The organism is Oryzobacter telluris (genome assembly GCF_043099285.1).
Lineage (GTDB): Bacteria > Actinomycetota > Actinomycetes > Actinomycetales > Dermatophilaceae > Oryzobacter > Oryzobacter telluris.
On the sequence record NZ_CP170723.1, the window covers coordinates 981,045 to 996,239 of the forward strand.

General features: G+C 72.2%; 11 protein-coding genes and 1 tRNA gene. 5 read left to right on the forward strand and 7 right to left on the reverse strand.

The genetic code is table 11. The features are described from left to right. Position 1: 1 nt before the first annotated feature. Entirely contained in the window at positions 2–1,033 is a 1,032-nt protein-coding gene (locus tag ACFLFB_RS04425) for a hypothetical protein (RefSeq protein WP_392544496.1), read from the forward strand. Positions 1,034–1,291: 258 nt separating this feature from the next. Here the strand turns inward: ACFLFB_RS04425 and ACFLFB_RS04430 are convergent, their stop codons facing one another. Further along, positions 1,292–2,581, reverse strand: a complete 1,290-nt coding sequence (locus ACFLFB_RS04430) for an AI-2E family transporter (RefSeq protein ID WP_392544497.1) — start codon at positions 2,579–2,581, stop codon at positions 1,292–1,294. Positions 2,582–2,729: 148 nt separating this feature from the next. Between ACFLFB_RS04430 and ACFLFB_RS04435 the strand changes: the two genes are divergently transcribed. After that, positions 2,730–2,802 (forward strand) — tRNA-Ala (locus tag ACFLFB_RS04435). Positions 2,803–2,863: 61 nt separating this feature from the next. Here the strand turns inward: ACFLFB_RS04435 and ACFLFB_RS04440 are convergent. From ACFLFB_RS04440 to ACFLFB_RS04450, 3 genes are read right to left on the reverse strand one after another with little or no spacing between them, the layout of a single operon-like run. After that, on the reverse strand, positions 2,864–3,943 hold the full coding sequence (locus ACFLFB_RS04440; protein WP_392544498.1) for a tyrosine-type recombinase/integrase: 1,080 nt from the start codon (positions 3,941–3,943) through the stop codon (positions 2,864–2,866). Next, a complete protein-coding gene (locus ACFLFB_RS04445) occupies positions 3,940–4,152 on the reverse strand; it encodes an AlpA family transcriptional regulator (RefSeq protein ID WP_036830041.1) in 213 nt (70 codons plus the stop codon). The genes ACFLFB_RS04440 and ACFLFB_RS04445 overlap by 4 nt, the downstream gene beginning before the upstream one ends. A gap of 29 nt (positions 4,153–4,181) precedes the next feature. Further along, complete coding sequence (locus ACFLFB_RS04450; protein ID WP_392544499.1) at positions 4,182–5,687, reverse strand: replication initiator; 1,506 nt, start codon at positions 5,685–5,687, stop codon at positions 4,182–4,184. Positions 5,688–6,461: 774 nt separating this feature from the next. On the opposite strand from ACFLFB_RS04450, the gene ACFLFB_RS04455 reads away from it, so the two are divergent. Beyond that, positions 6,462–7,298 carry an aminoglycoside phosphotransferase family protein gene (locus ACFLFB_RS04455; RefSeq protein WP_392544500.1) on the forward strand — a complete coding sequence of 279 codons (837 nt, stop codon included), beginning with the start codon at positions 6,462–6,464 and terminating at the stop codon, positions 7,296–7,298. Between the two features lie 173 nt (positions 7,299–7,471). Next, the gene (locus ACFLFB_RS04460) at positions 7,472–7,825 is read left to right on the forward strand and encodes a hypothetical protein (RefSeq protein WP_392544501.1); all 354 of its coding nucleotides are present in this window, start codon (positions 7,472–7,474) and stop codon (positions 7,823–7,825) included. A gap of 43 nt (positions 7,826–7,868) precedes the next feature. Here ACFLFB_RS04460 and ACFLFB_RS04465 read toward each other — a convergent pair whose 3' ends face one another. Then, complete coding sequence (locus ACFLFB_RS04465) at positions 7,869–8,171, reverse strand: hypothetical protein (protein WP_392544502.1); 303 nt, start codon at positions 8,169–8,171, stop codon at positions 7,869–7,871. Positions 8,172–8,820: 649 nt separating this feature from the next. Between ACFLFB_RS04465 and ACFLFB_RS04470 the strand changes: the two genes are divergently transcribed. Then, positions 8,821–9,348, forward strand: coding sequence for a DinB family protein (locus tag ACFLFB_RS04470; protein ID WP_392545381.1), 528 nt, complete (start codon positions 8,821–8,823; stop codon positions 9,346–9,348). A gap of 1 nt (position 9,349) precedes the next feature. Here ACFLFB_RS04470 and ACFLFB_RS04475 read toward each other — a convergent pair whose 3' ends face one another. Together ACFLFB_RS04475 and ACFLFB_RS04480 are read right to left on the reverse strand one after the other, a co-directional pair. Continuing rightward, positions 9,350–11,476: an EAL domain-containing protein gene (locus ACFLFB_RS04475; protein WP_392544503.1), complete on the reverse strand. Its 2,127-nt coding sequence runs from the start codon at positions 11,474–11,476 to the stop codon at positions 9,350–9,352. Between the two features lie 107 nt (positions 11,477–11,583). Next, positions 11,584–15,186 (reverse strand): TM0106 family RecB-like putative nuclease, encoded by a 3,603-nt coding sequence (locus ACFLFB_RS04480; RefSeq protein ID WP_392544504.1) that lies wholly within the window; start codon positions 15,184–15,186, stop codon positions 11,584–11,586. Positions 15,187–15,195: the final 9 nt, after the last annotated feature.

Below are 15,195 nucleotides of genomic sequence, written 5' to 3' on the forward strand. Positions count from 1 at the left end.
CGTGCAGTCCCCGTCGAGCCTCATCTTCCTCGTCCTCCTCGGGGTCTGGGCTGCCTATTTCGTGCAGTACTGGGTCCGCCGGCGCGACCACGTGGCCACCGCCCGGTCCGTCGACCAGTTCAGCACCGCGATGCGCGTCCTCGAGCGCCGCGACGCCCTGCCGCACACCGACCTCTCCGAGCCGGCCCCGCGCTCGTACGCCGTGCACCCCGCTCGCGCCGCCCGCCCCCAGGTGATGGTCAAGCGCGCGGTCGCCGCCGAGCCCCCTGCTCCGGGCACCGTCACCGAGCGCATCGACCGCGTCGAGCCGGTCCGGCCCGCGCCGGTCGCGGCCCCCGCCGCGCGTCGAGCGGCGGCCCCCCGCCCGGCCCCGCAGGTCCGTCCCGGCCGTCGCGTCCGCGGGCTCCTCTTCCTCGTGGCCCTCGCCGAGCTCGTCGTCATCGTGCCGCTGGTGTCGCTGTCGCTGCTGCCGGTCTGGGCGCTCGCGCCCGCCACCGTGGCGCTGGGCGCGGCCCTGGCGTTCGTCCGCTCCGGTGCGCGCACCGAGGATGCCCTCGCCCGGGCGCACCGTCGCCGCGCGGCCGACCTCGAGCGGCTGCGCAGCACCGTCCCCGTCGTCACGCGCACCGCGCAGCGCCCGTCCACGGTGCGCCGGACCGAGCAGCCCGCTGCTGAGGTTCCCGCTCCTGCCGCACCCGTCGAGGCCGAGGTCGTGACGGTGGCCAGCGAGGTCATCGCCCCGGCCGACGTCGTCTACGACGTCTCGGCCGCCGTCGCCGAGCTCGCCCCGCAGGAGGTCGTGCAGGCTCCCGTCGCGCAGGCTCCCGGGCCGGACGTCATGGTCCCGATCGAGGTCGACGACGACATCCCGCTCACCTGGGACCCCGTCCCCGTGCCGCGGCCCACGTACACGATGAAGGCCAAGGCGTACCACCCCGAGGTGCCGCCGGCCGCCGTGACCCCCGACCCCGCACCCGTGGTGCGCGAGTCGGTCGACGAGACCTACGAGCAGCGCCGAGTCGCCGGCGCCTGAGACCCGCCCCTGTCGCGGACGAGACGCCGCCACCGGTCCACCCTGCAGGATCGGTGGCGGCGTCGCCTCGTCATCCGGGCACCCACCACCCGCGGTTCGAGGTGAAACCCGACCGCCACAGGGTCGGACATCACCTCGACCCGGCTGCACACCACCGGCATTCGAGGTGATGCTCGACCGCCTCAGGGTCGAGGTTCACCTCGACCCGATGAGGGGCCGGGCGCGAGCGGCGCCACGAGGCGACGGGTGGGGCCGAGGTCAGTCGCGGTCGTCGCGGCGTTCCTGCGACGCCTGCTCGACCCGCTCCTCGACGTCGTCGGCCTCCTCCTGCGCCTGTTCGGCCTCGGCGGGCGACATCGTCTCGGGCGCGGTGCGGGCCTCGCCGGGCGGGACGTCGTCGGCCGACTCGGGGCCGTCGAGGAGGTGGTGGCCCACGGCGTTGAGCACGGCGACCGTGGGCACGGCGATGAGGCCACCGAGGATCCCCGCGAGGATGATGCCGGTGGCGATCGCGAGGATGACCGCGAGCGGGTGGATGCGCATCACCCGGCCGATGAGGAACGGCTGGAGGACGTGGCTCTCGAGCTGCTGCACGCCGATGACGATGCCGAGCATGATCAGCGCCTGGATCGGGCCGAGGGCCACGAGGGCGAGGAGCACGGCCACACCGCCGGACACGGCGGCGCCGACGACCGGGATGAAGGCGCCGAAGAAGACGAGCAGCGCGATGCCGGAGGCGAACGGCACCCCGAGGATGGCCGCGCCCAGGCCGATGCCGGTCGCGTCGACGGCGGCCACGGCCATCGTGGCGCGGGTGAACGCCCCCAGCTGGTCCCAGGCGATGAGCCCGGAGGAGTGGACCTTCTCGCGCGCGCCGCGGGGGAAGAGGCGGACCACCCAGCCCCAGATGGTCTCGCCGTCGTAGAGGAAGAAGAACAGCGAGAACAGGGCGAGGAAGAACCCGGCCACGATGTGGGTCGCGGTGAGGCCGGCGGACGCGAGGGTGTTGTTGAGGTTGCCGGAGCTGAGCGCGTCGCGCGCCTTGTCGAGGTACTCCTGGATCTGGCTGTCGGTGAGCCCGAAGGTCGCGTTGGCCCACCCGCGGACCTGGTCGACGCCCTCGGTGACCTTGGTCGTGATGTCGTCGAGCTGGCTGGTGAGCTGCGAGCCGACGAACGAGAACATCCCGCTGACGAGAGCGATGGTGCCGAGGACCGTGACACCGGCCGCGAAGCCTCGCGGGATGACGCGCGAGAGGAGGTGGTGCACCGGCATCAGCAGCGCGGCGAGGAGCAGCGCCACGATGATCGGGATGACGACCTCGGACAGCAGTGCGGTGAGGGCGAGCACCGCGAGGACGCCGGCGGCGATGACGAGTCCGCGCCAGGCCCACTCGCTCGCCGTGCGCACGCCCCGGGGGACGGACCACTGCGGGGGCCGCGCGGGGGAGGTGGACCACGGCGTCGCACCGCCCGGGTCGACGAGCGAGGTGGGGAGGTCGGCGGGGCCGCTCCCCTTGCGAGAGGGCATCGGCAGGCGGAACGGCATGCCGCGATCGTAGGCGCTGGGACCGACGAAGCCTGCCCGGGAAACCCCTGACCCGACCCCTGTCGAGGGGTGCGCGAGGGCGGACCCGGCTGCCCCCGAGCCGGTTTCGGGGAGCCCTCGCGCTGGTGTTATCGTTGCTCCCGCACTCGGGGCTGTGGCGCAGTTGGTAGCGCGTCTCGTTCGCAATGAGAAGGTCAGGGGTTCGAATCCCCTCAGCTCCACCCGACGGGAACCCCGTCCGACCAGCATGAACGTGGCTGATCGGGCGGGGTTTCGTCGTTGTCATTGGTGCCCGACCTCGGTTCGTGTACCCCCCGTGTACCCCGGGGCGTTCAGACGGTCCAAACCTGCGCGGTCGGCGGGGGTGCCGAGGTGGTGCAGGTAGAGGTTCGTGGTTGCGATCGAGGCGTGGCCCATCCAGGCCTGCACGGTGCTCGGATCGACACCGCGGGCGAGCCACAGGCAGGCCGCGGTGTGCCGCAGGTCGTGGATTCGGCGGCCGCGGGCGACGACCGACCAGTCGAGGGTGCGCTTGACCGCCGTCGCGTGCAGCACGTGGCCGGTGGCGGTGACGAACAGCGGCGCGTCCGCCTGTCGCCCGGCGGCCATGGCCCTCACCAGGGGGAGCACCCGATCGGCGACCGGGACCCGTCGGGACCGGCCGGACTTGGTCGTCTTCACCTGCACGCCCTCGGGCGCGGCGCGCTGGACGACCAGGGCCGGCATCGGCACCTCGACGAAGTCACGCACCCGCACCGCCCGCAGCTCGGACCACCGCAGCCCGGTCCACCCAGCGACCAGCATGACGTCGGCAAGCTGCTGGTCTCGGGCGGCGGCGAGCTGGTGCACCTGCTCGAGCTCGTCCTCGCTGAACGGGTACATCTCGACGCGGGGGCCGCCGGAGCGGGGCACCAGGGTGCGGAGGACCGGGTTGGTCAGGATGAGCCGCTCGCGCACCGCCCACGCGAAGAACGAGGACAGCGAGGCCCGGAACCGGCGGACCGAGGCCTCGGCGAGGCCGTCCTTGGTGAGGCCGACCAGGGCCCGGGTCACCTCGCGGTCGGTGACGGCGTTCACCGACAGGGCGGCGAGGGAGTGGGGCACGAGCCTGAGCAAGGCCCGGTCCGAGACGTAGGTCTTGCGGGACACCGCGTGCTGGCGCTCCTCGAGCCATACCGGCAGGAGTGCGCGCACGGTGGCCCGGCCGGCGCGTGGGTCGACTCCGCCGGCGAGGGCGGCCCGCTCCCGGGCGAGCCAGGCCAGTGCGTCCCGCTTCGTGGCGAAGGATCGGCTCGCCGCGTAGACCCGGCCGACCTTGAGCACGGCACGGAACTTGCCCGAGGGCAGCTTGATGACGGTCACCGCGACATCCGCTCGATCCAGGCCGCGACGTGCCGCCGCTGGTAACGCGGCATCCGGGCACTGAGCCAGGTCACCCGCGGCCCGGTCCCGGTCTGTCGCCAGCGGCACACGGTCGAGGCGTCCACGTGCAGGAGCTCGGCGACCTCGCCGGTGGTCATCATGATCGGCAGGCCGTCGGGTCGCAGATCCGGTTCGTTCGTCGTCGTCATCCCTCTCACCCCTTCCCAGTGTCGGACGATCAGGCGCTCTGTGTCTCGCGTCGTGCACAGGCTCGGCGCCGGGCGTACTCGCGCGCCCGGGCGGCTGCGGCGGTGGCCAGGGCTGTCTCGCCGGCGTTGGCCCAGCCGCTGCCGGCGTACGCCCAGGACCCGATGACCAGCGTCGCCTCGTCGGTGTCGTCGGCGAGCAGCTCGGCCTCGAGGTCGCGCAGGTCGACTGTCGTGCCGGCGCGCGCGGCCGTGGCGATGTGGATCTGGGCTCGTTGCCTGGCCCGGCGCAGTCGCCCGAGCGTGACGGAGTAGCGGCGGGACTTGGTCGAGAAGTGGCCCCGAAAGCCGAGGGTGTGCGCCCACCGGCCCAGAAGCAGGTACGGGCTGTTGGGGTCCTGGGCCGCGCCGGCCTGGGCGGCCAGGCGCTGGGCGATGGCGTGCAGCCGCCGCAGGTGGGGGTTGTCGCGGGTCTCGGTGTCGGTCGCGGACTTGGTCGCGTACTTGGCCAGATAGCCGGCGACCTGCTCGGCGCTGAGCGGGCCATCGGGGTCGTCCGTGCGCCGGGAGGCGCGAACTACACGGGTGTCGACCTGTGCGCCGAACGCCAGCACCAGGGTGGTGCCGTCCGGGGTGACCGGGGCTGCGGCGAGGGTGACCTCGGCGGCGACCTGTTCGACGACCTCGGAGAGAAGGCCGGCGGTGATCTCACTCGGGGCTGGGGCGAATCCGTCGCCTGCCTGTGGGCCGTCGAGGCGGATCAGGGCGTGGAAGTGCACGGCGCCGCGGACCTGGTACTCGGCGACCTTGGCGTACTGCAGGCTCGCGATGTCGCCCAGGTCGGCCCCGAGCAACTGCGCCAGGCGGCGCTTGAGGGCGATGGTGAAGCGGCGCCACAGCTCAGGCGCCCACCACTGCCAGAGCACGTGCGACTCGTAGTCGTAGCAGTCCGCGCACAGCGGCTGCCCGAGCTGCGGGTCGTCGAGTTGGTGCACCTCGAAGCAGGCCGTGGGCCGCCCGTGCTCGCAGCATGCCGCTGGACCTGCGCGGGGCCGGCAGCGGCGGTGAGCACGGCGGCCGTGGACCGCACCGAAGGAGGGCGCGGTCAGCGTCGCGAACACCAGGGGGTTCTCGGCGACCGACTCCGGCACGCCCTTGCCGCCGGCCACCCCGGCCCGGATCAGGTGGAAGGTGTCCGCTGCGTACAGCCGTGAGCACGACGGGCACCGGTCGGCTCGGCGGTTGCCGCACCGCAAGAAGGTGACCCCACCGGGCTCGTCGGCCGAGGCGTACTGGCGAACCACTTCACCGCTGGTGCGATTGACAGCTACCGAGTGGCCGACCAGCCGGACCGGGCTGCTGCAGAACCCGACCCGGGCCGCGGCCGACGTCCACTGCTCAAGGTCCGCGGACTGCAGCCGTTCCGTCACTTGGGCGTGGGTGAGGGCATCGGTTCCGGGCAGGCCGCCCCAACCGGGGCTCAGGGCGCCGGCGTCGGCGACGGCGTCCCAGACTGCGCTGACCTTCGCGCGCGTCATGTCGGCCACCCCCTTCCCGGGAGGGTGTGCCGGATGACTAGTGCGACCCGTCACCCGGCACACCCGGTCCTGGGCGGCCAATCACCGATGCGTCTCGAGCCCCTGGGATCGCTCAGGAGACGGAAGCGGGCTCAGCACGGGGTTGAGTTCGATGTCCGGCGTCTCGAGGTGTTCCGGCTGCTGGCCGGGTGGGGAGCCGACTCCCAAGTGCGCTGCTCGTGTCGCGTGGGTTGCGCTGTGTCCGCTCCCACCAAGGTGACAGCGCGGCATCCGTTCGTTCCACTAGAAGTCGAACTAGGACACACCGGCAGGACACTGACGCCACGAAGGCGGAAGGGGAGGATGTCCGCGTGACCAGACTCGTTACGTGGTGGATCGGCTTGGCCGCCTCGGTCGTGCTCGTCGTTGCTGCCCTCGCGAGCCAGTCCGGCACCTGCGTGGATTCTGCCAATGCCGCCGCCTCATCCTGCAGAAGTGGTGGCTCCGGCGGGCTACTCCTGCTCGGGGTGGCCGCCATGGCACTGTCGGTATGGATGTTGAGGCGTACCTACCGGACCCAGCGTCTCAGCGGGCCGCGGAGATAACGAAGTTCCGAGCCAAAGCGCTATCCGCGGCAGGAGCGCCTTCCCTCTCCGCGGCATATCCGGACGTTGAAAGACACGTCCAAGCGGCCCTGAGTCGCATGAATAGCGGGCGCGGTTGTAGCCAGACTTGGGGCGTAGCTCGAGTTTCCCGTCGGCGTCGTCGAGTTGCGTCACGGACTAACCTTCCGGGGTGCCTCTCAACCCCGAGCAGCAGCAACTGGTCGACCAATGGCTCCCCGGGGCCTGCATCGTTGCCGACCTCAGTTGGGGCTTGGTCGACACCACCGTTCTACATCTGCGCTGGGCCAAGGGCGAGGTCATCGTGAAGGCTGCAGGCCCGAAGAACCACCATTTGTGGCGGGAGATCACCGGGCACCTGGAGTTCACGGCCCCGTGGCTGAGTGAAGGCCGGGTCGGCCGCCTGCTCCGCCACAACCGCGACCTCAACGTCCTCGTCCTCGAATACCTACCCGGGGTCCTGGCGGACGGCACGAGCGCGGCGACCGACCCGGAGACTCATCGGCAGGCTGGTGCACTACTTGCCGCGTTGCACGGGCAAGCATCGAGGATCGATGACCAGTACGAGACCCAGATGGATGCCCGCGCGCTGCGATGGCTGGTTGGCGATCACCGCATCGACCCGCGCACCGAGGCGCGCGTTCGAGAGGTCATCGCCGGCCATGACCGACCGCCGGCGGTGCTCGTTCCCACACATGGCGACTGGCAGCCACGTAACTGGCTGGTCGACGGTCGCTGTGTTCTTGTTATCGACCTCGGTCGGGCCGACTGGCGCCCAGCCCTCACGGATCTGGCGCGGCTAAGCCGGCAACAGTGGGACGGCCGGACCGACCTCGAGGCCGCCTTCCTCGCCGGCTATGGTGCCGACCCGCGTGAGCCAGGTGCTTGGCGTCGGACGCTGCTTCGCGAAGCAATCGGCACCGCATGCTGGGCCTACCAGGTCGGCGACGAACCGTTCGAACAGCAGGGTCATCGGATGCTGCTGCAGTGCCTGGCTATGGCACCTTGACGCGGGCCCAGGGTCGCTGGTGAACCGAACGGGCGCCAGGTCGCGCTGAGACACAGGTACAGCCTCCCGCTCAAGAAGGTCCCTCAAGGGCCTTGTTCTGGGGAAATGCGTGGCTGCGTCCCTCTTCGCGGCATGTGAGTGCGTTTGGTCCTGCGACACTCCAAGCTATGCGCGTGCTTCGGTACATCATCGTCGGGGTGTTGGCGGTTGGCCTGCTCGTCACGAGCGTCGGCTGGTATCGAGTTGCATCGGCCGGCAGCGACCAGCACTTCGACTCGTGCAGATTCGATGGTCAGACCCTGGTCTTGTCGTACACGTATGGAGCCAACGAACGCATCAGCCCCTCCGTAGACACCAGGGGAGGTGACGTAGTGGCTTCTTTCCACGTCCAGGCCGGCACGGGATCTACACCCGACATCGGCCTGACGGGCGAGGCGCGGTTCGCGATCTTCGGCGAGCCAACGACCGTGCGCTACCCAGACGGCGAGGAGTTGGACTGCTCGCCGAACAGCAGCGGAACCCAGTAGCGTCCCGGTCCCGACAGCGGCATGACCGAGCGCGTCCCGCAGGTCAGTTCTTGGCGTGGCGTCCCGCGATGCGGCCGGCTCTCATTGAGTCGACGATCAGGGCAGTGAGGATGACGGCCTCCAGTGCCACGACGGATACAGCAACCGCCGGGCGCGATGCCCAACCGTCCGGACTCCCCACGTTGAGCGGGATGATCCAACCGAGGAAGATCCCCAGTGCTGCGAATGCGAGCAGCCTTCCTCGCTTGCCAAGGGGCCCGAGGACGTCTCGTCGCAATCGGTACAGCAAGCCCGATGCGAAGGTTAAGACCACCACCGCAATGACGGCCGCATCCACCACGTCCATGACTCCTATTGTGCCCAGCGCCTGCGCTGCCTTCCCCACATCGGCATGTGAGTGAAGATCCAGCAGGTCGCCCGGTGTGCCGTGAGAACTTTCCTTACTGGTTCAAGGCGCGCCTCCGGCGCGCGGGCCTACGGCCCGCCGCCGTGCCGGGCATGCGGCCTGGCGGCCGTTCCGGGCGCGGCGGCGAACCGCAGGCCCCGACCATCTACTCGGGAACCAGGCGCGGTCAGCTCGCCAGTCGCCACCAACCCGACGCGTCACTGTCCGCTCGACTCCGGGACGCGTCAAGGGCGCTTCGCGTCACTGCGTGATGGCCTCCGGCCACCCTGGACACGCCCACTGCGTCGAGCGACCTGCTCCGCTATCGGGTCGCTGGCTCGGAGTGGTCATCGAGGGTCCGATTCGTGTACCCCCCGTGTACCCCCGACCTTGCAGCGAAGGCACCCGGACCAGACGAACCACGACCCCGCTGAGCACGTGACCACTGGCGACGAAAGCCCCGGAGGCCTTCGCAATGAGAAGGCCAGGGGTTCGAATCCCCTCAGCTCCACCGAAGACGGCACGGGCCGGACACCACGTCCGGCCCGTTCCGCGTTTCCCGGCTTGCCGCGCACCTCGCGGCGGGGTTGGGTGGGGCCTCGTGAGCGACATGTGGACCACGCCCGAGAACGACCCGCGCCAGACCGGCAACCCGCAAGGAGAGCTGGCGACCTACCGCGAGTACCTCACCTACTACCGCACCACGCTGACGATGAAGTGCGAGGACCTCGACGCCGAGCAGCTGGCCCGGCGCTCGGTCCCGCCGAGCACGATGAGCCTGCTCGGCCTCGTCCGGCACCTGGCCTCGGTGGAGAACCAGTGGTTCCAGCGCACGCTGCGCGGCGTCGACGGCCGGCGCCTCTACCGGCGCGAGGACGACCGCGACTGGGACTTCACCGGCGCGGTCGCCGACCCGGCCGTCGTGGCCGACGCCTGGGCGACGTGGAACCGGGAGGTCGCGGCCGCCGACGCCTGGCTCGACGACCTCGCCGGCGACGACCTCGGCCGCGAGGTGTCGCACCACGACGGCGTCGTCAGCGTCCGCGACGTGCTCGTGCACCTGGTGGAGGAGTACGCGCGCCACCTCGGCCACGCCGACCTGCTGCGCGAGTGCATCGACGGCCGCACCGGGCAGTGACTCAGCCCCGCGTGGGCTCGGACAGCACCTCGTGCCGGGCGGTGACCGGCGTCCCGATCGTGGGGCGCCCGAAGTAGTAGCCCTGGCCGAGCTGGATGCCGAGGTCGCGCAGCGTGTGCCACTGCCCGGCGGTCTCCACGCCCTCGGCGCAGACGCTCGCCCCCAGGCTGCGGGCCCACTCGGCGAGGGCGCGCAGGGCCTCCCGGCTCGTGACGTCGTCGAGGTCGGTGAGCAGGCTGCGGTCGAGCTTGACCACCTCGGGGCGCAGCCGCATCATCCGCTCGACGTTGGAGTAGCCGCGGCCCCAGTCGTCGACGGCGATGGAGGCGCCGCGGGCCCGCCAGTCGCTGACGACGGCGGCGACGTCGTCCCAGCCCGCGGTGTCGGTCTGCTCGGTGATCTCGATGACGATGCCGCGCAGGTCCGCGGGCAGCACCGAGCGCACCTCGGCGCTGACCAGCGCCTCGACGCTGACGTTGACCGAGAGGTAGCCGTCGGCGGGGCGCTGCGCGAGCGCGGCGTGGATGGCCGCGGCCTCGAGCTGCGGCCCGTACCCGGCCCGGTGGGCCTGGGCGAAGACGACCTCGGGGTTGCCGTCGGCGAACCGGCTGAGCGCCTCGTGCCCCACGGTGTCCCCGCCGAGCAGGTCGACGATCGGCTGGAGCGCGATCTGCACGGGCTGCATCGCCGGGGCGTCGTAGGCGCGGTGGGAGATGCGCACGCAGCCGCGGCCGGCGTGCTTGGCGTCGTAGAGGGCTCGGTCGGCGAGCTCGACGATGGCGGCGGGCTCGGTGTCGGGCAGCCACGCGGCCACGCCGGCGGAGAACCGCTGCCCGCGCGGGGTGAGGCCCTGCATCAGCTCCAGGCGCTGGGCGGCCTGGTCGGCGTCGGAGCCGGGCAGGAGCAGCCCGAACTCCTCGCCGCCGTACCGCGCGAGGAGCTCACCCGGACGCAGCAGGCCGGTCCACGCGGCCACGGCCTCGCGCAGGAGGAGATCGCCCGCCTGGTGCCCGTGCTCGTCGTTGTAGCGCTTGAAGTGGTCGAGGTCGATGAGGGCGACCGAGAGGCGGCCTCCGGTGTCGCCGGCCTGCTGGAAGGCCCGGCCGAGCTCGTGGTCCCAGGTGCGGCGGTTGGGTGCGCCGGTGAGGCCGTCACTGCGGGCGAGCGCGGCCAGCTGCACGGCCTGCACCTCGACGGTCCGCACGAGCATCCCCAGCCGCACGATGACGAGGGTCGACAGGACCACCGACCCGACGGCCACGAGCCGCCAGGCGATCTGCCCGCCGAGCGCGCCGTCGACGAGGAGGGTGAGGCCGGGGAGCACGAGCCCACCGCCGAGGGCCACCATCAGGCGCTGGGGCGACGTCGTGTTCTCGCGCGGGACGTGGGACGTCTGCTGGTACGTCGCCGAGGACGCTGCCGCCGCCATCGCCGCGCCGAGGTACCCGAGCAGCCAGAGCATGTCGAGCCAGGAGGCGCTGTGGGCGCCGGGGTCGCGCAGCGCGATGACCGACCACACCAGGTCGGCGACCAGGGTCGCCATCACCGCGACGACGAGCCAGCGCAGGGCCGGGGTCCGCGCCCCGACCGTGGTCCACAGCCGGACCACGACGCCCATGAGCAGGACGTCGGCCACGGGGTAGCCGGATGCCGCGAGGCGCCCGGCCACCGACAGCGAGGAGTCGGCGGCGATGGGCGCGATGAGGAAGGTGCCGACGACGATCCCGAAGCCGACGGCCACGATGGCGGCGTCGAGGAGCGGGGTCGGGTCGGAGCGGTTCTGCCGACCGCGCACGAGGTGCAACAGGCCGGCGGCGATGACGGCGTAGGACGCGAGGTAGACGGCGTCACTCGGGGCGGGGTACCACTCGAGCCGCAGGAGGTCCTGCTCCAGCGAGAACACGACGTCGCCGAGGACCCACCCGCCGAAGCCGAGCAGGACGAGCATCCACCCGCGCCGGACGGGCGTGGGGAGGTGGCGGGCGGCGAGGAGGCCGACGCCCACGCAGACCGCGGCCAGGACGTCGTAGGCGACGTCGCGCGGCGCGCCGGAGGGCAGGAGGGGGTAGGAGCACCAGAGGGCGCCCAGGAACAGCAGCACCGCGCGCAGGCCTGTCGACAACGCCACACCATCCCCGTTCGGACGGACCCCTGCGTTGGTAAGGAACCCGGGAATCGTCTCAGGGTTCCGCCATACGCGCAGGTGGATGGGCCAAGGATGGGCCGTTCGGTGGGTCAGGCCGAGGCGCCCGCCAACGCCTCCCGGGGCGCGACCGACGCGGTCGTGACCGCGTTCTCGCACAGGCCGAGGAAGGCCCCGAGGGCGACGAGCTCGTCGGGGGTGCGCGGCGCGAAGTCGGTGAGCACCTCGGAGCGCACGACGAAGGCGGAGTGCTTGCCCCGCGACACCGCGACGTTGAGCCGGTGGCGGTCGAGGAGGAAGCCCATGCCGCGCGAGACGTCGGAGTGGGACGACGCGGCCATCGACAGGATGGCGACGGGCGCCTCCTGCCCCTGGAACTTGTCGACGGTGCCGACCGCGACGTCGACCAGGCCGGCGTCGTCGAGGGTGTGCCGCAGCCGTCCGACCTGCCCGTTGTAGGGCGTGATGACGAGGACGTCGGCGGGACGCAGCGGCCGCGGCCCGACCAGGGCGCCGTCAGGACCCTTCTCCGCCGGGTCGTGCCAGGTGCGGCCGAGGAGGTCGTGCACGAGGTCGCGCACGACGTCGGCCTCCTCCTGCGACCAGGTGGAGTTGTCGTGGTGGTCGACGAGCCGCACGTGCAGCCCGGGCTCGACGTCCTCGAGCGTGCGCGACCCGGTGACCGGCTCGTGCGAGCGCAGCTGCCCGGCGTAGGACAGCCGGGACACCGGCTCGGTGAGGGCCGGGTGCATCCGCCAGGTGGTCTCGAGGAAGTAGCCCAGGGAGGGCGGAAGCACCGGCTCGTCACCGATGAGCCAGCCGAGCGCCGAGGCGTCGACGGGGTCGGGGTGCGTGCCCTGCGAGACCTGCGGCAGCTGTTGCGGGTCGCCGAGGAGGAGCAGCCGCGAGCCCGCGACCGAGCACGCGAGCGTCTTGGCGAGCGAGAACTGGCCGGCCTCGTCGACGACGACGAGGTCGAGCTGGTCGCGGTGGACCCGCTTGGTGCTCGTGAGGTCCCAGGCGGTGCCTCCGACGACGTACCCCAGGCCGGCGCGCTCGAGGGGGGCCGTGAACCCGGGGAGGTCGTCGGCCTTCTCGAGCGAGGTCCACGTGGCGGTGGCCGGCTCGCGACTGGCCTTGCCGACCTGGTCGGCCGGCACGCCTGCCGCGACGACCGCGTGCAGGACGTTCTCGATGGCCTTGTGCCCCTGCGAGGTGACCCCGACCCGCCAGCCGTGCTCGAGGACGAGCCGGGCGATGACGTGCGAGGCCACGTAGGTCTTGCCCGTGCCGGGTGGGCCCTGGACCGCGAGGTAGGAGGAGTCGCTGCCCAGCAGGGCCGCCGAGATCGACTCGACGTGGCGACCCTCGCCTTCCCCGACGACGGGGAGCGGGCCGCCGTCGCGCTGGCGCGGCGGCCGGCGGACGAGGAGGTCGATGCCGGCTGTGGGCGGGAGCCGGTCGCCGGAGTCCACGACGGACTGCGCGACCTCGGCGAGGGCGTCGTCGATGGGGCGGGTGCTCAGCATCCTCGACGGCACGAGGGCGACGGGCAGCGTGGTGTGGTCGTTCCCGTTCCTGGGCTGGAGCTCCTCGACGAGCAGCACCTGGTGCAAGCGACCGTTGGGCCCCTCGGACTCGGTGGCCTCGAGGATGCGCACCGTCGCCGTGGAGCGGGCGTTGCAGTGCCCGGGAAGCGTGACGATGCCCTCGGGTGCCGGGTCGGTGTAGACCGCACTGACCTCGGCGCCGGGAACGAGCGGGATGCTGCGCATCGGCTCTCCCGACAGGGTGATGGTCCGCCGGGCCGAGCGCGCCCGCGGGGGGAGGTTCCACGGCTCGACGACGGCACCGTCCTCGACGACGAAGACGCCGTCGGCGGCGCGCCAGTCGCGCACGGGCGTGCGCAGCCGCTCGAAGTGGGCCTGCCACACCGGCTTGTCCTCGCGCGCGTGGAACAGCACCGACGACGCGACCAGCGCGACGGCCTGCTCCTCGGGCGTGCGCTCGTGCGGCCGGATGCCGTGGAGCCGGTCGCGCAGCAGCGACTCGAGCCGCATCAGGGCCAGGCGCTGGTCGCTGGGGGCCTGTGCCTCGGCCACCCCGGTGGCCCCGGCCGCGAGGGCCTCGGGTGCTGCGCCCTGCTCGGCACCACGGGCGAGCAGCCAGTCGCGCAGCCGCCACGTGGAGACGCAGTCGTCGAGGTTGTAGTCGCGGATCTCGTCGAGGAGGGTGCGCGCCTCGTCGGTGCGGCCGGCGATGGTGGCGGCGATGACCTGGTGGTAGACGACGATCGAGTCGGCAGCGTTGGTGACCGCCGCCTCGCGGGCCTGCATGTACAGCGGCTCGAGCTTCTTGATGGAGTACGAGCGCTGCGACACCCGGATGGCCGAGCGGACGACGGCGTAGAGGTCGACGAACACCCCGTCGCGCAGCAGCTGGTCGACCTCGTCCTCGCAGACCCCGTGGCGGGCCGCCAGCCGGAGCAGTGCCGCGGTCTCGTAGGGGGCGTAGTGGTAGACGTGGAGATCGGGCCACTGGCGCCGCCGGGCGTCGAGCCAGGTGACGAAGTCGATCAGCGCCTGCCGCTCCTCGACCCTGTCGTGCGCCCAGAACGGGGCGAAGTCCGGTGTGCCGGAACCCTCTCCGACGGCATCGACCGTGAGGCAGCCGAACAGGTACTCGAGCCCCCAGGTGCTGGACCCCGGCTCGGACCACAGCGGGTCGCCCTCGAAGTCGAAGAAGACGTCGCCGGGCGACGGCGCCGGCATCCGGTGCAGGGACTCGAGGTCGGTGACCTCGAACCGCACGCCACCCGCGGGGTCGCGCTCCTGCTCGAGCTGGAGGCGGGCCTGCTCGCGGATGCGGTGCAGGGTGGAGGTGCGCACCTCGGGCACCGGCTCGGTGCGCACGGCGAGGTCGTCGATGGTGCGGACGCCCGCGTCGATGAGGCGACGGCGGGTGGGGCCGCGCACGCCCGCGACGACGAGGAGGTCGCGGGCGGCCTCGACCTCGGGCTCGCACACCTCGCACCGGCCGCAGGCGAGCCAGCGCGGGTCACCCCAGGCCGCCGCCTCCGACGACGCGTGGTGCTCGGCGAGCAGGGAGTCGAGGCGCTGCCGGCGCGCGAGGTAGACCGGGAGGATGTCGTGGAGCTCGAAGTCGCGGACGTCGCCGCTGCCGACGACGAGCCGCGCGAACGGGGCGGTGGGCACGCCGGAGTCGCGCAGCATCGAGGCGTAGGCGGCGATCTGCAGCAGCGCCGGGACGCTCTCGCGGCGGGCCAGCTTGGTGTCGCTGACCAGCCAGCCGTCGGCGGTGCGCTCGAGGAAGTCGGCGTGGCCCACGAAGCCGCCGTCGAAGAAGGTGGCCTGGTAGACGACCTCGGCCTCGGAGGTCAGGGCCGCGACGGTCTGGTCGTGCGCCTCGGTGAGGGCCGCCCGGGTGTAGCGGGGCCGGTCGAACTGGACGACCCGGCCGCGGTGGGCCGACACCAGGCGGCGCAGCTCGGCCTGCTCGTGCTCGTTGCCCAGCGCGATGACCCGCTCGGCCATGGCGTCGTCGGCGGAGGGGGCGGCGACGGCCCGGCCCAGGGCGACGTCGAGGGCACGCACCAGCGCGAACTCGCACGCCGAGGCCGTGCGCAGGTCGCTCGCGCTGATCACCAGCCGCTGGTCGTCGCCGAGGAGGAACATGCACCGAAC